Origin of the sequence: Streptomyces roseifaciens (genome assembly GCF_001445655.1) — a bacterium.
Taxonomy (GTDB): Bacteria; Actinomycetota; Actinomycetes; order Streptomycetales; family Streptomycetaceae; genus Streptomyces; species Streptomyces aureoversilis.
The window spans coordinates 1083040-1103560 of the sequence record NZ_LNBE01000003.1; the positions used below are offsets into that span (position 1 = coordinate 1083040).

The window sequence follows — 20521 nt, forward strand, 5'->3', positions numbered from 1 at the left end:
GTGCCATGGGACAGCACGGGACGGTCGCGACGACCTTCGCGAGCGCGGTGGGGGAGCGCATAGGCGCCTCCCTCGCGGGCGTCGACGCCGAGCTCGCGCGCCGCTACCCCGGCGACCCCGGCACCCGCCAGCCCGTCCACACCGTCTACGTCCCCGCCGACGTCTTCGCCGCCGACACCGTCCGCTTCTGGGGCGGCCGGGCGCTCGCCGCCCTCGACGAGCACGCGCCCGACGCCGCCTCCCTCGCCGCCGTCCTCGGCCTCCCCGAGGCCCTCGCCGGCCCCGTCCACGACCGCGTGCGCGCCAAACTGGAGCGGGAGCCCGTCGAGGACCTCCGCATCGACTTCGAGGACGGCTACGGGCCGCGCCCCGACGACGAGGAGGACGCGGCGGCCGCCCGTGCGGCACGGCTGGTGGCCGGGATGTACGAGGAGGGCACCGCGGCGCCCTTCATGGGCATCCGCATGAAGTGCATGGAGGCGGCCGTCCGGGACCGCGGCATCCGCACCCTCGACATCTTCCTCACCGGCCTGATGGAGGCCGGAGGGCTGCCCGAAGGGCTGCTCCTCACCCTCCCCAAGGTCACCTACGCCGAGCAGGTGGCCGCCATGGCCGAGCTCGCCGGGGAGTTCGAGAAGGCGCGGGGGCTGGAGCCCGGCCGGATCCGCTTCGAGATACAGATCGAGACCACGCAGGCGATCCTCGGGGCCGACGGGCGCGCCACCGTCGCCCGGATGATCGACGCGGCGGGCGGCCGCGCGACCTCGCTGCACTACGGAACCTTCGACTACAGCGCCGCCTGCGGCGTGGGCGCCGCGCACCAGTCGCCCGACCACCCCGTGGCCGACCACGCGAAGGCCGTCATGCAGGTGGCCGCTGCGGGCACCGGCGTCCGCGTCTCCGACGGCTCGACCAACGTCCTGCCCGTCGGGCCGACACCCCAGGTGCACGCCGCCTGGCGGCTCCACCACGGCCTCGTGCGCCGGTCGTTGACGCGCGCCTACTACCAGGGCTGGGACATGCACCCGGGTCATCTGCCCACCCGCTACGCCGCGGTGTACGCCTTCTACCGCGAGGGCCTGGAGAGCGCGGCCGCCCGCCTGGACGCCTACGTCAACCGCTCCGGCGGCGACATCCTCGACGAGCCCGCCACCGCGCGGGCGCTCAGCGGTCACCTGCTGCGCGGCCTGGACTGCGGCGCCGTGGACGCGGCGGAGGTGACGGCCCTGACGGGCCTGAGCCGCGACGGCCTGGAGGGGCTCGCCGGGCGGACGGGCTGAACTCCCGCCCCAGGTTCCTCCCTCAGCCCTCGGTGGGGGGCAGCTCGCCCGAGCCGCGGACGATCAGACGGGTCGGCAGCTCCACCCGCTGCGGCGGCTCCGCCACCCCGTCCAGCCGGCGGAACAGCCGTTCGGCGGCGGTGCGGCCCAGCCGGGCCGCGTCCTGGGCGACGACGGTGACGCCGGGGGAGAGCAGGTCGGCCAGTTCGAGGTCGTCGAAGCCCACGAGGGCGACCGGGCGGGGCGAGCGGGCCAGGACGCGTACGACCGTGGCCGTCACCCGGTTGTTGCCGGCGAACAGCGCGGTCACCGGCTGCGGCCCGGCGAGCATCCGCTCCGCCTCGGCGCGCACGTGCTCGGGAGCCGTGGGTCCCAGGGACACCCAGGACTCGTCCACGGGCAGGCCGGCGGCGGCCATGGCGGCGCGGTAGCCGCGCAGCCGCTCCGTGGCGGTGTGGATGCGCGGGCGGTCGCCGATGAAGCCGATGCGGCGGTGGCCGTGCGCGACGAGGTGGGCGACGCCCTCGCGGGCGCCGCCGAAGCTGTCGGAGAGCACGACGTCGGCGTCGGTCCGGCCGGCCGGGCGGTCGACGAAGACCGTGGCGATGCCCGCCGCGATCTCCGGTTCGAGGTAGCGGTGGTCGTCGCCGGCCGGGATGATGATCAGACCGTCGACCCGGCGGGCGCAGAAGGCCAGCGCGAGCTCCCGCTCGCGCTCCGGGTCCTCCGCGCTGGAGCCGTTGATGAGCAGGGCGCCGTGGGCGCGGGCGACCTCCTCGACGGCCCGGTTGAGGGGCGCGTAGAAGGGGTCGGCGAGGTCTTCGAGGACGAGCCCGATGGAGGCGGTGCGGCCCTTGCGCAGGATGCGGGCGCTGTCGTTGCGCCGGAAGCCCAGGGCCGTGATCGCGTCCTGCACGCGCCGCTCGGTGTCGGGGGTGACGCCCGGCTCTCCGTTCACCACCCGGGAGACGGTCTTCAGGCCGACGCCGGCGCGGGCCGCCACGTCCTTCATCGTCGGGCGGGCGCCGTATCGGGAGGAGGGGCTGCGGGCGGGCTGGGCGCTGCTCGACACGGGTGCTCGTCCTTACCAGGGGCCGGTGCGGGATGACGTCGAGCATAGAGCCTAGACAACGTTGTCAGATCCGGACAGACTGGCCTCCGCAGCGCCCGCACCCCCGCCCCACCAGGAGAGATCGTCCCCATGCGCACCGACTTCGCCGACCTTGTCGCGGCCCTCGACATCGGCGGCACCAAGATCGCGGGCGCGCTGGTGGACGACCGCGGCCGGCTGCTGGCCCGCGCGCAGCGGCCGACCCCCGCGCGCGAGGACGGCGCCACGGTGATGGGCGCGGTGGCGGAGGTGCTGGAGGAGCTCGGGTGCGCGGCGCAGTGGCCGCGCGTACGGGCCGTGGGCATCGGCAGCGCGGGGCCGGTGGACGCGTCCCGGGGGACCGTCAGCCCCGTCAACGTCCCCGGCTGGCGGGACTACCCCCTGGTCGCCGAGGTGGCGCGGCGGGCGGACGGCCTGCCGGTGGTGCTCGTCGGCGACGGTGTCGCGATGACCGCGGCCGAGCACTGGCAGGGCGCCGCCCGGGGGCGCGCGAACGCCCTCTGCATGGTGGTGTCCACCGGCGTCGGCGGCGGTCTGGTCCTCGGCGGCCGACTGCACCCCGGCCCCACCGGCAACGCGGGCCACATCGGGCACATCAGCGTCGACCTCGACGGCGACCCCTGCCCCTGCGGCGCCCGCGGCTGCGTCGAGCGCATCGCCAGCGGGCCCAACATCGCCCGCCGCGCGCTGGATGCCGGCTGGATTCCGGGCCCGGACGGCGACCGGAGCGCCGCGGCCGTCGCAGCGGCCGCCCGGGCGGGCGACGCCGTGGCCCGCGCCTCCTTCGAGCGGGCCGCCCAGGCCCTGGCCGCGGGCATCGCCGCGACAGCGACGCTGGTCGAGGTCGAGGTCGCCGTCATAGGCGGCGGCGTGGCGGGTGCGGGGGACGTCCTCTTCGCCCCGCTGCGCGCGCGCCTGCGCGACTACGCGACGCTGTCGTTCGCGGCGGGCATCGAGGTGCTGCCCGCAGAACTGGGCTCCGACGCGGGCCTCGTGGGGGCCGCCGCGGCGGCCGCGCAGCAACTCGGGCTGTGGACCGCCCGGGAGCCCGGCCCGGCGTAGCACCCGGCGGGGGAAGGACCCGGTTCTGTCGTAGAACGCGCCGGACAGTGGCGGTAGGGGCCGCTGCTGTGATGGACGCAGCCGGAAGCCCCGGCCGGGGCCCGCCCCTTCCTGCGGGCCGGGGACCTCGGCACCGTGCCTCTCACACGCGTTTCCGTGGCAAGGTGTTCCGGGCACTTCACAGGGGTCTACGGAGAAGGGGGAACCGTGATCGTCTGGCTGAACGGCGCGTTCAGTGCGGGGAAGACCAGCACGGCCAGGGAACTGACCGAGCTGATCCCGGACAGCACCCTCTACGACCCCGAGGTGATCGGCGGGGCGCTGCAGTACCTGCTGCCGCCCAAGAGAATGGGCGAGGTCGGCGACTTCCAGGACCTGCCGGTCTGGCGGCGGCTGGTCGTCGACGCGGCGGCCGCCCTGCTCGCCGAGGTCGGCGGGGTGCTCGTCGTCCCCATGACCCTGCTGCGCCAGGAGTACCGGGACGAGATCTTCGGAGGGCTCGCCGCACGCCGCATCCCGGTGCGACATGTGCTGCTGGCTGTCGATGAAACGATCCTGCGCGCCCGGATAGCAGGACGCGAGGAGTTCGCGGACGACCCCGACCGCAGCGAGTCCGTCCGGCAGTGGGCGCTGGACCACATCGCCCCCTACCGCGAGGCGCTCTCCTGGCTCCGTACCGACGCCTACGCCGTCGAGACCGGCCACCTGACGCCGCGTGAGGCGGCCGAGCGGGTCGCGGACGCCGTGCGCAGCGGCGCCGCCGGGCCGTGCGCCATCGTGCAGACCCCCGAGCCGACGGCCGAGACGCTCGCCGCCGGGGTGCTCCTCTTCGACGAGGAGGACCGCTTCCTGCTGGTCGACCCCACGTACAAGCCGGGCTGGGAGTTCCCCGGCGGCGTGGTCGAGCCCGGCGAGGCGCCCGCCCGCGCCGGGATGCGCGAGGTGGCCGAGGAGCTCGGCATCCGGCTCGCCGAGGTGCCCCGCCTGCTGGTCGTCGACTGGGAGCCGCCCAAGCCGCCCGGCTACGGCGGCCTGCGGTTCCTCTTCGACGGCGGGCGGCTGGCCGGGGCCGACGCCCGCCGGCTCCTGCTGCCCGGCTCCGAACTGCGCGGCTGGCGGTTCGTCACCGAGAGCGAGGCGGCCTCCCTGCTGCCGCCCGTGCGGCTGAGCAGGCTGCGCTGGGCGCTGCGCGCCCGCGAGCAGGGGCGCCCGCTCAACCTCGAGGCGGGCGTCCCCGTCGGGTGAGCCTGCGGGCGCCGGGGCCGGGCCGCGGAGCCCGGCCCCGGCCGCGGTACGTCAGCGCTTGCTCTCCGCGTAGTTGCCCAGGAACAGGGCCTCCGCCAGGGAGAGCCGCTCCAGCTCCTCCGGCGAGACGCTCTCGTTGACCGCGTGGATCTGCGCCTCGGGCTCGCTCAGCCCGATCAGCAGGATCTCCGCCTCCGGGTACAGCGCGGTGAGGGTGTTGCACAGCGGGATCGAGCCGCCCATGCCGGAGATCTGCATCTCCTGGCCCGGGTAGGCGATGCGCATGGCGTCGGCCATCGCCGTGTAGGCCGGGCTGCCGGTGTCCGCGCGGAACGCCTGGCCCTGGCCGATCTGCTCCACCGCGACGCGCGCGCCCCACGGGGCCGCCGCCTTCAGGTGCTCGCCCAGCAGCTTCGTCGCCGCGGCCGCGTCCGTGCCCGGCGGCACGCGCAGGCTGATCAGCGCCCGGGCACCCGCGTGGACCGAGGGGGTGGCGCCGATGACGGGCGGGCAGTCGATGCCGAGGACGGTGACGGCGGGCCGCGCCCACAGCCGGTCGGCGACGGTGCCCGAGCCGATCAGCCCCACGCCGTCGAGGACCCTTGCGTCCTTGCGGAAGTCCTCCTCCGGGTACTGCATGCCCTCCCAGCTCGCCGCCGCCTCGGCCTCCAGGCCGGTGACGGTAGTCGAACCGTCCTCGGCGCGCAGCGAGTCGAGCATGCGGATCAGCGCCGCCAGGGCGTCGGGCGCCGCGCCGCCGAACTGCCCCGAGTGCAGATTGCCCTCCAGGGTGTCCACCTTGACGCGGACGAGCGTCATGCCGCGCAGCGTCGCGGTGGCCGTGGGCAGGCCCACGCGGAAGTTGCCGGCGTCGCCGATGACGATGCTGTCGGCGGCCAGCAGCTCGGGGTGCGCCGTGGCGTAGCGCTCCAGGCCGCCGGTGCCCTGCTCCTCCGAGCCCTCGACGATCATCTTCACACTGACCGGCACACCGCCGTGCTCCTTGAGCGCGCGCAGGGCGGTCAGGTGCAGGACCACCCCGCCCTTGCAGTCGGCCGCGCCGCGCCCGTACCAGCGCCCGTCGCGCTCGGTCAGCTCGAACGGGGGCGAGAGCCAGGCCGACTCGTCCAGCGGCGGCTGCACGTCGTAGTGCGCGTAGAGCAGCACGGTGGGGGCACCCGCCGGGCCGGGGAGGAAGCCGTAGACGGACTGGGTGCCGTCGGGGGTGTCGAGCAGGGCGACGTCCTCGAACCCCTCGGCCCGCAGGGCGTCGGCCACCCAGCCCGCCGCCGCCTCGCACTCGCTCTTCGGGAACTGTGCCTCGTCCGCCACCGACCGGAAGGCCACCAGCTCGGCCAGCTCGGTCCTGGCGCGGGACTGCAGCGAGGCAACCGTCGCCGCCAGTTCGGCCGGGACCGGCCGGTGGTGGTGGTTCGAGGACGCTTCCATGGAACGCTCCTTGTGGACGCTGCGTTGTATCCGTACGTATGGGCGATTGTGCCGTCGATCCTCCCACGCCCGCCTCCAGCTGCGCCCACGGGCTTCCCGTGGCGGCGCCGCGGAAGGCTGGCCGTAGGATGCGGGCGGTAGCCGTAGCCGGTGATCGAGCGGGAGTAGAAGCACAGGTGAGCAGCGACAACGCAGCCGAGGGCGCGGAGCGGGACGCGGGCGGGGGCCCGGAGCCGGTGTGGGACGTCGTGGTGGTGGGCGCAGGGCCCGGCGGGGCCTCCGCCGCCCACGCCGCCGCCTCCACGGGCCGCCGGGTACTGCTCCTGGAGAAGGCCGAGCTGCCGCGCTACAAGACGTGCGGCGGCGGCATCATCGGCCCCTCGCGGGACGCCCTGCCGCCCGGCTTCGAACTGCCCCTGCGCGACCGCGTCCACGCCGTCACCTTCTCCCTCAACGGGAAGCTGACGCGCACGCGCCGCTCCAAGCGGATGCTGTTCGGCCTCATCAACCGGCCCGAGTTCGACGCCGCCCTGGTCGAGGCCGCCAAGGACGCCGGCGCCGAGCTGCGCACGGGCGTGACCGTCTCGCGCGTCGAGCAGCACGGCCCGGCCGTGCCCGACCGCCGCACGGTCGCCGTGGTCCTCTCCAGCGGCGAGACGGTCCTCGCCCGCGCGGTCGTCGGGGCCGACGGCAGCGCCGGGCGCATAGGGGCACACGTGGGGGTGAAGCTCGCCCAGGTCGACCTCGGCCTGGAGGCCGAGATCCCCGTTCCCCCGACGGTCGCCGAGGACTGGGCCGGGCGCGTGCTCATCGACTGGGGCCCGATCCCCGGCAGTTACGGCTGGGTCTTCCCCAAGGGCGACACCCTCACCGTCGGCGTGATCTCGGCCCGCGGCGAGGGCTCGGCCACCAAGCGGTACCTGGAGGACTTCATCGCCCGCCTCGGCCTCGCGGGCTTCGAGCCGAGCATCTCCTCCGGCCACCTCACCCGCTGCCGCTCGGACGACTCCCCGCTCTCCCGCGGCCGCGTCATCGTCTGCGGCGACGCCGCGGGCCTCCTGGAGCCGTGGACCCGCGAGGGCATCTCCTTCGCCCTGCGCTCGGGCCGGCTGGCGGGGGAGTGGGCGGTCCGCATCGGCGAGGCGCAGGACGCGGTCGACGCCCGCCGCCAGGCCCTCAACTACGCCTTCGCCATCAAGGCCGGGCTGGGCGTGGAGATGGGCGTCGGCCGCCGCATGCTCGCCTTCTACGAGCGCCGCCCCGGTCTGATGCACGCCGCGCTCACCGGCTTCCGCCCGGCGTGGCACGCCTTCACCAGGATCACCCGGGGCACGACCACCCTCGCGGAGATCGTCCGGACGCACCCGCTGGCCCGGCGCGTCCTCTCCGCGGCCGACCGCCCGTAGCTCCGGGCTGCCGGTAACACCCGCCCGCCTGGAATTCCGGGCACGGCCGTAGCTCTGGGCACGGCCGTAGCTCCGGGCACGGCCGTGACTCTGGGCCGGTCCGTGACTCCGGGCCGGACGTGACTCGCGGTCCGGCCGCGGCTCCCGGTTCGGCCACCGGTCCCGGTCCGGCTATCGATCCCAAGGCGCCCGGCGCGCCCGGCCGTCGGCCGGCATCCGGGCCGCTGCCGGTCTCCGGGATCCGGCCGGTCTCCGGGAGTCGGCAGGTCTTCGGGAGCAGGTCGGATTTCAGGCGCTGGCCGTCTTCGGGCGTCAGCCGCTCCTCGGGCGTTGGCCGGTCTCCGAGAGCCGGCCGCTGCACGGCCGTCATCCGGATTCCGGCCGTCATCCGGATTCCGGCCGTCAGCCGCTCCTCGGGCGTCAGCCGGCCCTCGAGCCCTCCCGCCGCGACGTCCCGGCGTGCCGGGCTCCCTACTCCCGGTGGAGTAGACGCGCCCACCGCGCACGGCTGACGCGGCGGGCGCCGCCGCCGACTAGCTTTGCCCGTATGGGCAGCGAGAGACGGGCGCCGTGGGCGCGGGAGCGCGGCGCCGAGCCGCCGTGGGAGCGGTGGCTCGCCCGCCCGGCGGGCCGCCTGCCGTGGGCCTCCACCCTCGCCGTCGCCGCCCTCCAGCAGGTCGGCAGCCACTACGCCGCGCTCAACCAGCCCGACCGGGCCCCGCTGGACTCCTTCGCGCGGGTGCTGCTCGCGGCCGGGCCGGCCTTCCTGTTCCTGCGCCACCGCCACCCTTCCCTCGCCGTCTTCGGCACCTGCTTCGTCACCGCGCTCTACCTCGGCGGCGGCTACCCCTACGGCCCGGTGTTCGCCTGCGTCGCCGTCAGCTGCTTCACGGCGGTCGTGGCCGGGCGCCGCCGCGCCGTGTGGTGCGCCGTCGGCCTGCTGTGGGCCGGGCACCTCCTCCTCTCCCACTGGCTCTACCGGTGGCTGCCGCCCGGCGGCGACGGGCCGGCCCCCTGGGGCGAGGAGTGGGCGCCCGCGGCCTGGGCCGTCGCCGTCGTCGCCGGGGCCGAGTTCGTGCGCGTACGGCGCGAGCAGTGGGCGCACGCCCGGGCCGAGCGCGCCGCGGCGGAGCGCCGCCGTGCCGACGAGGAGCGGCTGCGCATCGCGCGCGAGCTGCACGACGTCCTCGCGCACAGCATCTCCGTCATCAACGTCCAGGCCGGGGTGGGGCTCGCCCTCATCGACAGCCACCCGGAGCAGGCCCGGGCCGCGCTCACCACCATCAAGGCCGCCAGCAAGGAGGCGCTCGGCGAGGTCCGCCAGGTGCTCGACACCCTGCGCGCCCCCGGCGACGCGCCCCGCTCCCCGGCCCCCGGGCTCGACCGGCTGCAGGAGCTGGTCCGGCAGGCGGCCGGGGCCGGACTGGACGTGCGGGTCACGGCCGAGGGCCCGCGGAGGGGCCTGCCGCCGGGAGCCGACCTCGCGGCCTTCCGCATCGTCCAGGAAGCCCTCACCAACATCGTCCGGCACTCCGGATCCCGCACGGCCGAGGTCCGGCTGCACTACGGGGCCGACGCCCTCGAAGTGACCGTCGACGACGAAGGACCCGCCCTGGCGGGCACGGTCACCGGCGGGGGGAACGGCCTGGTCGGCATGCGCGAGCGGGCCGCGGCCCTGGGCGGCACCGCCGAGGCGGGTCCCCGGCCGGACGGCGGCTTCCGCGTACGGGCCCGGCTGCCGCTCACTTCTTCGCGCAAGGAGACGTCGTGAAGGGGAACCGATGGGCCACGGAGGCGCCATGCACGAAGGAGACGCCGTGACCGGGATCCGGGTGGTGCTCGCGGACGACCAGCTGCTCGTCCGCGCGGGCTTCCGCGCCCTGCTGGACGCCCAGCCCGACATCGCCGTCGTCGGCGAGGCCGCCGACGGCGAGCAGGCCCTCGCCCTCGTGCGCGAACTGCGGCCGGACATCGTCCTCATGGACATCCGCATGCCGGTCCTCGACGGCCTCGCCGCCACCCGGCGGATCACCGGGGACCCGGCCCTGGCGGACGTGAAGGTCATCATGCTCACCACCTTCGAACTGGACGAGTACGTCTTCGAGGCCATCCGCTCCGGCGCCTCGGGGTTCCTGGTCAAGGACACCGAGCCGGAGGAACTGCTGCGTGCGGTGCGGGCCGTGGTGCACGGGGACGCCCTGCTCTCGCCGGGCGTGACGCGCCGCCTCATCGCCGAGTTCGCCGCGCGGTCCAAGGAGCCCGCCGGGGCGGCGGGCCTCACGGAGCTGACGGACCGCGAGCGCGAGGTGATGACGCTGGTCGGCATCGGCCTGTCCAACGAGGAGATCGCGCGGAGGCTCGTCGTCAGCCCCCTGACCGCCAAGACCCACGTCAGCCGCGCCATGGTCAAGCTGGGTGCCCGCGACCGGGCCCAGCTCGTCGTCCTCGCCTACGAGAGCGGGCTCGTGCGGCCCGGCTGGCTGGGCTGACCCCGCCCCTGCACCCGCTCTTCCGTGGCGTGGCGGGCTTTTTCAGGAAGGGGTCTCCGGATCGGCGGCCGTCAGAAGAGGGCCTCCGGGCCGGTGGCCCCGGGCGGGCGTATGTGCACCTCGGCCGTCGTCTCCGCCCCCGGCGCCGCCGCCGTGAGCGCCCACCCGGCCAGCTGCCGTGCGTCGACGAGCAGTTGCCGGCCGTCCGCCGCGTCCAGATACAGGTCGGGCCCCGCCACCGCGGCGACGCTGCCCGATATCGTGCACCCGGGTGCGAGCACGACCGTCCCGCAGCCCGGCCGCAGCCGGTCGAGGTGGAAGACCGCGTCGTGGTGCACGGGGGCGAAGGGCAGCACGGTCAGCGATTCCGGCAGCGTGCCGAGCCCGCACGCCTGGGCGTGCAGGGCCGCCAGTTCGGCCGTCCGCGACTCCTGGGCGGGCGCGGGGCACCGGGCGGCCCGCTTGGCGGCGTAGGGGATGCGGTCGGGAACCGAGAGCGCCGCGCCGAGCACCGCCTCCGCACGGCGGGCCGCCATCAGCGGCCCGCGCCCCAGCAGCGCGTAGGACAGCGCGCCCTGTTCGAGCAGGCGCACCCCTTCGCGCTCGGCCGCGGTGATGCCGACCTTGACCGCTCCGGGCACCGACCACGCCAGGTACACGTCGTACGGGCGGGGGTCGTCGAGGGCGGTGTCGGCGGCGACCGAGTGCGAGCGGTCCAGCCGTGCGCACTCCGCGCACTGCGCCGAGACCGCCGGGGCCGCCACCTCCGCGCCCACCGGGCACGGCGTGCGCCGCCCGGCCCTGCGGACCCCCACGCACCGCCGTGCGCCGCCCGTCGTGAAGGCGATCGGACGCCCTGCGGGCAGCGGGGTGCTGCGCTCGCCGTGCACGGGGTGCAGCCAGGCCAGCGAGGGCCCTGCGGGCCCCCAGCGCACCCCGCCGCACCGCCACTCCCCCTGCTCGATGCTCATGGCCCACCCCTTCCGTCCACGCCTTCGGATTGTGTCAGCTCCCACTGACAACGCCGTCCGCCCGCGGGCGGGCCCGCCTCAGCGGGCCCCGGCGACCGTGCGGCGGGTGACGTAGGCGACGGCCGCGGCCACGGCTGCGAGCGCCGCTACGGTGGTCAGCGCCACGGGCAGGGACGAGGCGTCGGCGAGGAGGCCGATGACCGGAGGCCCGAGCAGCATGCCGCCGTAGCCGAAGGTGGAGGCCGCGGCCACGCCCGCCGGACCGCCCAGCTCCCCGGCCCGTCCGACCGCGACGGGGAAGGCGTTGGCCAGCCCCAGGCCCGTGATCGCGAAGCCTGCGAGCGCGGCCCAGACCGTGGGCGCCAGCGATCCGAGCAGCATGCCGGCGGCGGCCGCGGTCCCGCCGGCGACGAGGGTCGCCGTCTGGCCGAGGCGTTCGAGCAGCACGGTGCCGCTCAGCCTGCCGAGGGTCATGGCGAGTGCGAAGGCGGAGTAGCCGGCGGCCGCGACACCGGCGCGGGCCCCGAGGTCCTGCTGCAGGTGCAGCGCGCCCCAGTCCGCGAGCGCCCCTTCGCCGTAGGCCGTGCACAAGGCGATCACACCGAAGAGGGCGACCGTCCGCCGCCCGCGGCCGGAGGGGTTGCCATCCGCTGCCGCGGCGGCCCCGGCCCGCTCGGTCCGCGGCGCCGGGTGGGCCAGGAGGATGCGCCCTGCGATCGCGGTGACGGCGAGTCCGATGAGGCCCAGGAGCAGCAGGTGGCGGGTGGGGGAGAGCTGTCCGGCGACGAGGCCGCCCAGGCCTGCGCCCAGCATCCCGCCGAGGCTGAACGCGGCGTGGAAGCCCGGCATGACGGGTCTGCGGAGCGCGGCGACGAGGTCGACGGCCGCACTGTTCATGGCGACGTTGATGCCGCCGTAGGCGGCGCCGAAGACGAGCAGGACCAGGCCGAGGGCCGGGGCCGAATGCGTCAGCGGCGGCAGGGCGATCCCCGCGGACATCAGCACGGCGGCGGCGACGGTCACCGGGTGGCTCCCGAACCGGCGGCAGAGCCGTCCGGTCAGCACCATGGTGGCCACCGCGCCCGCCGACACGCCGAGGAGGGCCATGCCGAGGGCGCCCGCGGACGCCCCGGTCTGCTCCTTGATGGCGGGGATGCGGACCACCCAGCCGGCGAAGAGGAAGCCGTCCAGGGCGAAGAACAGGGTGATGGCGATGCGGAGGCGGCGGAGGGCGGGTGCGGCCGGAGCCGGGCGCTGTTCGCCCAGAAGGGCCGTCCGTATTTTGTTTAGCGTCGGCACAAAGTCAGAATAGGGGTGTGACCCAGACTCGGACAACACGTTTGGAGCGGGGCCGCGGCGCCCTCGGCCCGGCCCTGGAGCTCGTACACACCGGCCGCGCCCCCACGCGCGCGGTGCTCACCGCCGAACTCGGGGTGACGCGCGCGACCGCCGGTGCCGTCGCCGCCGAGCTGGAGGCCCTCGGACTGATCACCGTCGACGCCCGCCCCGCGGCGGCCGGCTCCCAGGGCCGCCCCTCGCACCGGCTGTCCGTCGCGCCCGGCGGACCGGTGGTGCTCGCGGCCCAGATCCACGCCGACGGCTTCCGCGCCGCTCTCGTGGGTCTCGGCGGCCGGATGGTCGCCACCGCGCCCGGCTGCATGACCGTCCCCGCCGACCCGTCGCACATCATCGACGCCGTGGTCGAGGCCGGGGCCGGGCTGTTGCGCGAGACCGGCCGCCGCTGCCTGGGCGCGGGCCTCGCCGTCCCCTCGGCCGTCGCCGAGCCGGAGGGCACCGCCCTCAACCCGCTCCACCTGTCCTGGCCCGCCGGCGCACCGGTCCGCGAGCTGTTCACCCAGGCCCTGGCCAAGGCCGGGATCCCCGGCCCGGGGGGTGTCACCGCCACCGGCTCCACCGGCAACGACGTCAACCTCGCCGCGCTGGCCGAACACCGGCACGGCGCCGGCCGCGGCTCCCGGCACCTGCTGTGCGTGGCCACGGGCCACCGCGGCGTCGGCGGAGCGCTCGTCCTCGACGGCCGCCTGCACAGCGGCAGTTCCGGCCTCGCCCTGGAGGTCGGCCATCTCACCGTCAACCCCGCCGGTCTGCCCTGCCACTGCGGCAGCCGCGGCTGCCTGGACGTCGAGACGGACCCGCTCGCCTTCCTCACCGCGGCCGGCCGCACCCCCGGCCCCGAGGTCTCCCTCCTGCAGCAGGCCCGCGACCTGCTCCGCACGGAGTACTCCGACCCGGCCGTGCGCACCGCCGCCGAGCTGATCGTCGACCGCCTCGGCCTCGGCCTCGCGGGCCTCGTCAACATCCTCAACCCCGACCGCATCATCCTCGGCGGGCTCCACCGCGCCCTGCTGGACGCCGACCCCGAGCGGCTGCGTGCCGTCGTCGCCGACCGCAGCCTGTGGGGCCGCAGCGGCAGCGTGCCGATCCTGCCCTGCACGCTCGACTACAACAGCCTCATCGGCGCGGCCGAAGCCGCCTGGCAGCCCGTCCTCGACGACCCGCTGGCGGCCCTGGGCTGACGGACGCCGCCGGCGGTCACGCGTGCGCGCGCACGCGTGACCGCTCACGGACGGCGGAGGGACAGCAGCCAGGCAATCCCGCAGGACACCGCGGAGTACGCGCACCACCCCTGCGTACTCCCCGCGCGGCAGCCGTACGGCAGCCGGCCGTAGGACGACCCGGAGGCCCCCTGCGGCGAGGCTCGGTGGTGGGCGACGACCCGTCGCCGGCATCCGCCACCACCGAGGAGCCGATCCCTCATGAACACCCTCGCCCACGCCCTGGCCGACGGCGGCCCGGGCCCCTGGATCCTCTTCTTCCCCCTCGTCTGGGCCGCCGTCGTCATCGGCGTCGTCACCTTCCTGCGCCGCACCGTATGGCGCGGCGGAAGGGCCCCCTGGCACCAGCGGCAGGCGCGCGCCGAGCACTCGCCGCTGACCGTCCTCGGCCGCCGCTTCGCCGCCGGGGAGATCGACGAGGACGAGTACTGGCGGCGCGTGTCCGTCCTCGAGGAGCACTTCGGCACGCCCGGCAAGCGCGGTGCGGCATGAGCGCCCCTCGCCCCACGCCCGCTGCGCAGGTCCCCGCCGCGCGCGTGGTCGACGCCGTCAAGGTCTACGGCGGCACCGCGCGCGGCACCGGCACCGCCGTCACCGCCCTCGACGGAGTGAGCGTCGACTTCCCGGCCGGCCGCTTCACCGCCATCATGGGCCCCTCCGGCTCCGGGAAATCGACCCTCATGCACTGCGCCGCGGGGCTCGACACCCTCACCTCCGGCTCCGCGTTCATCGGTGACACCGAGCTGGGGGGCCTGGACGACCGCCGTCTGACGCTGCTGCGCCGCGAGCGGATCGGCTTCGTCTTCCAGGCCTTCAACCTCGTGCCGACCCTCACCGTCGCCGAGAACATCTCGCTGCCCCAGGACCTCGCGGGCAGGCGCGGCGACCGCGGCGACGACGAGTGGACCGACGCCCTCGTCGACGTCGTCGGCCTCCGCGACCGGCTGCACCACCGGCCGGGCGAACTCTCCGGCGGCCAGCAGCAGCGCGTCGCCGTCGCCCGTGCCCTCGCCGGCCGCCCCGACGTCGTCTTCGCCGACGAGCCCACCGGCAACCTCGACTCCCGCTCCGGCGAGGAGGTCCTGAACCTGCTCGGCCGCGCCGTGCGCACCATGGGCCGTACGGTCGTCATGGTCACCCACGACCCGGTCGCCGCCGCACACGCCGACGACGTCGTCTTCCTCGCCGACGGGAGGCTCGTCGGCCACTTGAGCGACCCCACGGCGGACAGCGTCCTCGACCGGCTCAAGAGCCTCGACCGGCCGGGCGTCCCCGGGCGTGCGGAGGTGCCGTCATGACCACCGGCACCGCACCCCCGCGCCTGAGGGGCCTCGCCGCCGCCCTGCGCCTCAGCGCCTCCTCCCTGCGCACGCACAAGAGGCGCTTCGCGGGTACGTTCCTCGCCGCGCTGCTCGGCGTGGGCTTCCTCAGCGGGACCCTTGTCATGGGCGACACCCTGCGCGGCTCCTTCGGCACGCTCTTCGCCAATGCCGCAGCGGGCACGGACGCGGTCGTCCGCAGCGCCGACGTCGTCACCGCACCCGACGCGGGCCAGGGCACCCGGCGCACCGTGCCCACCGACCTCGCCTCGTCCCTGGAGAAGGTCCCCGGCGTCGCCGCCGCCGTACCCGAGATCCAGGGCGCCGGGCAGCTCGTCGGACGCGACAGCAAGCCCGTGGGCGGCCAGGGCCCGCCCACCCTGGCGGGCAACTGGATCGACGACCCACGCCTCAACCCCTACCGGCTCGCCGCCGGACGCGCGCCCGCCGCCCCCGGGGAGGCCGTCGTCAACCGCGGCGCCGCCGAGGACGGGGGACTGCGCATCGGCGACCGCACCGTCCTGCGCACCCCGGACCCCCTCGCCGTCACCGTCGTGGGCATCGCGACGGCGGGCGGCGAGGACGGCCTCGGCCGGACCACGTACACCGGACTGACCCGCGCCGACGCGGAGAAGTACCTGACTCCGCAGCCGGGCCGGGCCACCGCGGTCCGCGTCCGCGCTGCCGCAGGCATCGACGGGCAGCAGCTCGTCGAGCGGCTGAAGCCCGTACTCCCCGCGGGAGTCGAGGCCGTCACCGGGCAGGAGTGGGCCGACGAGAACAGGGACGCCATCTCCGGCGGGTTCCTGTCGCTGTTCACGACCCTGCTGCTCGTGTTCGCCGGAATCGCCCTGTTGGTGGCCACCTTCAGCATCCACAACACCTTCGCCGTCGTCGTCGCCCAGCGCACGCGCGACAACGCCCTCCTGCGTGCGATCGGCGCCTCGCGCGGGCAGCTCCTCGCCGCCACCCTGGCCGAGGCCGCCGCCGTGGGAGCCGCCGCCTCGGCAGCCGGGCTGTTGTGCGGCATCGGCATCGCCGCCGGGCTCCAGGCGCTCTTCCCGGCCGTCGGATTCCCGTTCCCGCAGGGCGGCCTGGTGATCAGCGCGCTCTCCCTGCTGCTGCCGCCCGCCACCGGCCTGCTGGTCTGCCTCGGCTCGGCGCTGCTGCCCGCCGTACGGGCAGGGCGCACGGCACCCCTGGCCGCGCTCCGCGAGGCGGCCGTCGACGACTCCGCGGCCTCCCGCGGCCGCGCGCTCGCCGGGGCGGGGCTGCTCCTCGCCGGAGTCGCCCTGACCGCCACCGGTGCTGCGGGGACACCCTCCGTCCTGCTCACCGGGACCGGTGCCCTGCTCGTCCTCGCGGCGTTCGTGGCCCTCGGCCCCGTCATCTCCTCCGTCGCGGTCCGCGCGCTGGGCGCTCCGCTCGTCCGGCTGCGCGGGCTCACCGGGTCGCTCGCGCGCCGCAATGCCCTGCGCAGTCCCCGGCGCACCGCGGCCACGGCCATGGCCCTCGTACTGGGCGTCGCCGTCGTCACCCTCTTCACCGTCTTCGCCGCGTCGTTGAAGGCGACGACGGACCGGGCGGTCGGCCGCGCCTTCGCCGGGGACGTCGCCGTCAGCGTCCCGGCGCTGGGCGCGGGCGGCAGCGGGCTCAGCCCGCGGCTCGCGCCCGCCCTCGCCCGGCTGCCCGAGGTGAGCACCGCGCTGGGCCTGGGCAAGGGCGTCGCCGTCGTGGACGGGGGCGGCCGGCAGGTCACGGTCGCCGACCCCGCCGCCCTCACCGCCGTGCTCGACCTCGGTCCGGTCGACGGAGCGCCGGGCGCCCTCGGCGCCGACGGTCTCGCGGTCTCGCGGGACGAGGCGGACAAGCGCGGCTGGACGGTGGGCAGCACCGCCGAAGTCACCTTCGTCGACGGGCAGAAGCAGCGCTTCACCGTCCGGGCGGTCTACGGGGAGCGCAGCCTCGCCGGCGACTATGTCCTCTCCCGCGAGGCGTGGAGCCCGCACCGGGGCCAGGACGCCGACCGGGTCGTCGCCGTCGCGTTCAAGAAGGGCGTCCCCACCGCCGCCGGCAAGGCCGCCGTGGAGAAGGCGTCCGCCGCGTACGGCAATCCGGAGGTCCAGACCCGCGCGGAGTACGCGGCCTCCTCGGCGAAGAGCGTCGACACGATGCTCACCCTGGTCTACGCCCTGCTGGCCCTTGCGGTGGTCATCGCCCTGCTCGGCATCGCCAACACCCTGACCCTCGCGGTCCGCGAACGCACCCGCGAGCTGGGTCTGCTGCGGGCGGTGGGGCAGACCCGCGGGCAGCTGCGCGCGATGGTCCGCTGGGAGTCGGTCCTGGTCGCCGCGTTCGGCACGGCCGGCGGTCTGGTGCTCGGCGGCTTCCTCGGCTGGGCCCTCGTACGGGCCACGGGCACCGCCGCCTTCTCCGTGCCGGTGCCGCGCCTGGCGGTGGTCGCCCTGGTGGGGTCGGCCGCCGGCGCGCTGGCGGGGCTGCGGCCCGCCCGGCGGGCGGCGCGCCTGGACGTCCTGCGCGCCGTCGCGGCGGAGTGAGCACCGCGCACCCGCCCGGGGTGGGGACCCCCGTCCGGTCAGCCGGGAACGGCGGAGCGGACGGGGGAGCGGTCGAGCACCGCGGCCGGCCTGCGGGCGGCGGCGGGCTCGTCGAACGCGGGCTCCTCCAGCGGCGGGAGGGCCGGGACGGGCTGTTCGAACGTGACCGTCGTCCGGTCGTCGCGGGTCTGCCGGCCGCCGGCGGCCGGCTCGGGGACGGGCAGCGAGAACCAGACGACCTTGCCGCCGTCGTGGCGCTCCTGCACGCCCCAGCTGTCGCTGACGGCCGCGATCAGGGCGAGACCGCGGCCGTGGGTGCTGCCGGCGTCCGGGTCCGCGACGCGGGGCAGCCGCGGGTCGTGGTCGCGGACCGAGACGGTGAGCCGGTCCAGTACGAGGTCGATCTCGACCGTGCAGCGTTTGTCCGGTTCGGCATGCTGGTGCACGTTGGTCAGGAGTTCGGTGACACAGAGCGCCGCGGGGTCGATGAGCGGATCGAGATTCCAGTACCGCAGTTGCGCAGATACGATTCTGCGGACCTGGCCGATCCGCGGCGGAAGAGCCTGGAGCTCTACGGTGCAGTGCTTGTTCGGTCGGCTGATCACGGCTGCGACTCCCTGGAAGAAGTAGGGCTAGCCTGATGCAGAAGGGCGTTCTGGCACGCGCTGGGGCCGGGCCGGCGGAGACGGCTGCCGAGCCGGGCGGCGGCTGATGTCCAGAGCGTAGCCACCGGTGAACCCTCAGTGATGCTGGTACGAATCAAGGGTCGACTCCCACAGCCGGAAGCGCAACTTCTGCACCCTCAGCCCCTGGCGTCACCATGGCGTCCGGAGCGGACGGCCTCCAGAAACCGCCGGACGGCGGCCTCCCCCGACGCCTCCTCCGGCGCGTCCTCCAGCCGGCCCAGGGTGAGCAGGTAGCGCGTGCCGTTCACGGTCGCCCGGGCGCGGTCCCGGCCGGAGAACCACGGCTTGCTCGCGTGGACCGACCCCAGGGGGGCGCTGTCGATCTCCCGGCCGTAGCTGGTGAGCAGCTCCAGCCTGCCGTCCTTGATCTTGACCTGGCCCGCCCGGGTGAGCGAGCGAAGGGATCGCTCGATCCGCACCCCGGTCGCAGTGAACTCAGGCTCCGCCACGCCAACCGCCTCCCCGGCCGATTCGTGTGCTCGTGCGCAGTCTGCCTGTGAGGCGGCTCACGCACCAGTGCCCATTTATGATCGAAAGGTCCGAGTGCTCCGCATGGGCCCGGATGGAACGGGAGGAGCGGCGTGAACGGCACCGTGGACCCGGGGGATGCGGACGGGGCGGCCCTCGGCCGGGGCCCGGCCGCCTCCGCAGCAGGCCCCGCCCCCACCCTCGACGTCGACCGCACCGACCCGGCCTACCGCGCCTGGCTCGCCGAAGCGGTCCGCAAGGTCCAGGCCGACGCGAACCGTTCGGCCGACACCCACCTGCTGCGCTTCCCCCTGCCCGAGGAGTGGGGCATCGACCTCTACCTCAAGGACGAGTCCACCCACCCCACCGGAAGCCTCAAGCACCGCCTCGCCCGCTCGCTCTTCCTGCACGGGCTCTGCAACGGCTGGATCCGCCCCGAAGCCCCCGTCGTCGAGGCGTCCAGCGGCTCCTCCGCGGTCTCCGAAGCCTATTTCGCGAGCCTGATCGGCGTGCCGTTCGTGGCCGTCATGCCCCGCACCACCAGCCGGGAGAAGGCCCGGCTCATCGAGTTCCACGGCGGCCGGTGCCACTTCGTGGACGACCCCCGCAAGATGTACGCGGAAGCCGCCCTGCTCGCCGAGCGCTCCGGCGGCCACTACATGGACCAGTTCACCTACGCCGAACGGGCCACCGACTGGCGCGGCAACAACAACATCGCGGAATCGGTCTACAGCCAGCTGCGCAGCGAACGCCACCCCGTGCCCGCCTGGATCGTTGCCACCGCGGGCACCGGCGGCACCTCCGCGACCATCGCCCGCTACGTGCGCTACATGCAGTACGACACCCGCATCTGCGTCGCCGACCCCGAGTACTCCTGCTTCTTCGAGGGCTGGAAGAACCACGACCCCGCGGTGACCGGCGAGCGCGGCTCGCGGATCGAGGGCATCGGCCGGCCGCGCATGGAACCCAGCTTCATGCCGGGCGTGATCGACCGGATGATGAAGGTGCCGGACGCCGCGAGCATCGCCGCCGTCCGCGCCCTGGAGCAGGCCATTGGCCGCAGGGCGGGCGGCTCCACCGGCACGGGGCTGTGGAGCTCCCTCAAGATCGTCGCCGAGATGGCCGGCAACGGCGCCAAGGGCAGCATCGTCACCCTCCTCTGCGACCCGGGAGAGCGCTACCTCGACACGTACTACTCCGACGCCTGGCTCGCCGAACAGGGCCTGGACATCGGGCCGTACGCCGCAGCCATCACCACGTTCCTGGCCACGGGGCGCTGGCCGGACTGACACCCCCGGCCCGGCGCGCCACTCGCCCGGCGCACCGCCACCCGCCGCGCCCGCCGCCCGTGCCCGCCGCCCGCGCCGGGCACCCGCCGTCAGCGCGTGCCGCCCCGCATCGCCGCCAGGCGCCGGTCGAGCGTCAGCAGCGCGTCACGGAAGGCGTGCCTGAGCCCCGGCCGCCCCAGCGCCACCAGCAGCCGCACCGCAGCGGGAGCGTCCAGCGCGACCGTCCACCGGACCACCGTGCCCGTCCCCGAGGGCAGCAGCTGCCACTCCTCCAGCATCGCCCGCACCCCGGGCACGTTCGTCACGTCGATGCGGTACGCGTACCGGTGCGAGGGCTCGGCCGCCATCACCGTCTCCATGAGGCGCACCCCGCCCAGCAGGTGCACCTCCCGGCCCTCGCACCCGGCCCTCTGCACGGGCCGCGCCAGCGTCACCGCTCGGAACCAGCGCGTCCAGCCCGGAACGTCCAGCGCCAGTGCCCGGAAGACCTCCTCCGGCGCGGCCGCCGTACGGGAGGCCAGAACCACCCGCAACGGTGCGTTCGCGACGAAGTCCAGCCCCACCGGGCGCAGTCGGTACACCATCGAGAGAACCCCCAAAGGGTCGGCGGCC

The 20521-nt window shown here is 75.5% G+C and carries 18 protein-coding genes; 11 read left to right on the top strand and 7 right to left on the bottom strand.

Annotation, left to right across the window (positions count from 1 at the left end):
• The first annotated feature begins 5 nt into the window (after positions 1 to 5).
• Positions 6 to 1280, top strand: coding sequence for a DUF6986 family protein (locus tag AS857_RS10575; RefSeq protein ID WP_058042858.1), 1275 nt, complete (start codon positions 6 to 8; stop codon positions 1278 to 1280).
• A 22-nt stretch (positions 1281 to 1302) separates the two neighbouring features.
• On the opposite strand, the gene AS857_RS10580 is transcribed toward AS857_RS10575, so the two are convergent.
• Positions 1303 to 2292, bottom strand: coding sequence for a LacI family DNA-binding transcriptional regulator (locus AS857_RS10580; protein ID WP_058044058.1), 990 nt, complete (start codon positions 2290 to 2292; stop codon positions 1303 to 1305).
• A 189-nt stretch (positions 2293 to 2481) separates the two neighbouring features.
• Here AS857_RS10580 and AS857_RS10585 point away from each other — a divergent pair, with 189 nt between their 5' ends.
• Both AS857_RS10585 and AS857_RS10590 read left to right on the top strand, forming a co-directional pair.
• Positions 2482 to 3453, top strand: coding sequence for an ROK family protein (locus AS857_RS10585; RefSeq protein ID WP_058042859.1), 972 nt, complete (start codon positions 2482 to 2484; stop codon positions 3451 to 3453).
• A gap of 207 nt (positions 3454 to 3660) precedes the next feature.
• A complete protein-coding gene (locus AS857_RS10590; RefSeq protein ID WP_058042860.1) occupies positions 3661 to 4698 on the top strand; it encodes an NUDIX hydrolase in 1038 nt (345 codons plus the stop codon).
• A 51-nt stretch (positions 4699 to 4749) separates the two neighbouring features.
• Here the strand turns inward: AS857_RS10590 and AS857_RS10595 are convergent, their stop codons facing one another.
• Positions 4750 to 6147, bottom strand: a complete 1398-nt coding sequence (locus AS857_RS10595) for a dipeptidase (RefSeq protein WP_058042861.1) — start codon at positions 6145 to 6147, stop codon at positions 4750 to 4752.
• Positions 6148 to 6323: 176 nt separating this feature from the next.
• On the opposite strand from AS857_RS10595, the gene AS857_RS10600 reads away from it, so the two are divergent.
• The 3 genes from AS857_RS10600 (at position 6324) to AS857_RS10610 (ending at position 10042) form a co-directional block, all read left to right on the top strand.
• On the top strand, positions 6324 to 7553 hold the full coding sequence (locus tag AS857_RS10600; protein ID WP_058042862.1) for a geranylgeranyl reductase family protein: 1230 nt from the start codon (positions 6324 to 6326) through the stop codon (positions 7551 to 7553).
• Between the two features lie 547 nt (positions 7554 to 8100).
• On the top strand, positions 8101 to 9324 hold the full coding sequence (locus AS857_RS10605; RefSeq protein ID WP_079110224.1) for a sensor histidine kinase: 1224 nt from the start codon (positions 8101 to 8103) through the stop codon (positions 9322 to 9324).
• A gap of 28 nt (positions 9325 to 9352) precedes the next feature.
• Entirely contained in the window at positions 9353 to 10042 is a 690-nt protein-coding gene (locus tag AS857_RS10610; RefSeq protein ID WP_058044060.1) for a response regulator transcription factor, read from the top strand.
• A gap of 71 nt (positions 10043 to 10113) precedes the next feature.
• On the opposite strand, the gene AS857_RS10615 is transcribed toward AS857_RS10610, so the two are convergent.
• Both AS857_RS10615 and AS857_RS10620 read right to left on the bottom strand, forming a co-directional pair.
• A complete protein-coding gene (locus AS857_RS10615) occupies positions 10114 to 11013 on the bottom strand; it encodes a DUF2797 domain-containing protein (protein ID WP_058042863.1) in 900 nt (299 codons plus the stop codon).
• A 78-nt stretch (positions 11014 to 11091) separates the two neighbouring features.
• Positions 11092 to 12312, bottom strand: a complete 1221-nt coding sequence (locus AS857_RS10620) for an MFS transporter (RefSeq protein WP_058042864.1) — start codon at positions 12310 to 12312, stop codon at positions 11092 to 11094.
• A 17-nt stretch (positions 12313 to 12329) separates the two neighbouring features.
• On the opposite strand from AS857_RS10620, the gene AS857_RS10625 reads away from it, so the two are divergent.
• From AS857_RS10625 to AS857_RS10640, 4 genes are all read left to right on the top strand, one after another.
• Positions 12330 to 13550, top strand: a complete 1221-nt coding sequence (locus tag AS857_RS10625) for an ROK family protein (protein ID WP_058042865.1) — start codon at positions 12330 to 12332, stop codon at positions 13548 to 13550.
• Positions 13551 to 13790: 240 nt separating this feature from the next.
• Positions 13791 to 14081 carry an SHOCT domain-containing protein gene (locus AS857_RS10630; protein ID WP_058042866.1) on the top strand — a complete coding sequence of 97 codons (291 nt, stop codon included), beginning with the start codon at positions 13791 to 13793 and terminating at the stop codon, positions 14079 to 14081.
• Positions 14078 to 14887 (top strand): ABC transporter ATP-binding protein, encoded by an 810-nt coding sequence (locus AS857_RS10635; protein ID WP_058042867.1) that lies wholly within the window; start codon positions 14078 to 14080, stop codon positions 14885 to 14887. Before AS857_RS10630 ends, AS857_RS10635 begins: the two co-directional genes overlap by 4 nt.
• Positions 14884 to 17466 carry an ABC transporter permease gene (locus AS857_RS10640; protein WP_058042868.1) on the top strand — a complete coding sequence of 861 codons (2583 nt, stop codon included), beginning with the start codon at positions 14884 to 14886 and terminating at the stop codon, positions 17464 to 17466. The genes AS857_RS10635 and AS857_RS10640 overlap by 4 nt, the downstream gene beginning before the upstream one ends.
• A 38-nt stretch (positions 17467 to 17504) precedes the next feature.
• On the opposite strand, the gene AS857_RS10645 is transcribed toward AS857_RS10640, so the two are convergent.
• Positions 17505 to 18071 (bottom strand): ATP-binding protein, encoded by a 567-nt coding sequence (locus AS857_RS10645; protein ID WP_058042869.1) that lies wholly within the window; start codon positions 18069 to 18071, stop codon positions 17505 to 17507.
• A 197-nt stretch (positions 18072 to 18268) separates the two neighbouring features.
• Positions 18269 to 18601, bottom strand: a complete 333-nt coding sequence (locus AS857_RS10650; RefSeq protein ID WP_058042870.1) for a hypothetical protein — start codon at positions 18599 to 18601, stop codon at positions 18269 to 18271.
• 132 nt (positions 18602 to 18733) lie between these two features.
• On the opposite strand from AS857_RS10650, the gene cds1 reads away from it, so the two are divergent.
• Positions 18734 to 19909, top strand: a complete 1176-nt coding sequence (cds1, locus tag AS857_RS10655; protein WP_245699749.1) for an L-cysteine desulfhydrase Cds1 — start codon at positions 18734 to 18736, stop codon at positions 19907 to 19909.
• Positions 19910 to 19998: 89 nt separating this feature from the next.
• Here the strand turns inward: cds1 and AS857_RS10660 are convergent, their stop codons facing one another.
• Complete coding sequence (locus tag AS857_RS10660; RefSeq protein ID WP_058042871.1) at positions 19999 to 20493, bottom strand: SRPBCC family protein; 495 nt, start codon at positions 20491 to 20493, stop codon at positions 19999 to 20001.
• Positions 20494 to 20521: the final 28 nt, after the last annotated feature.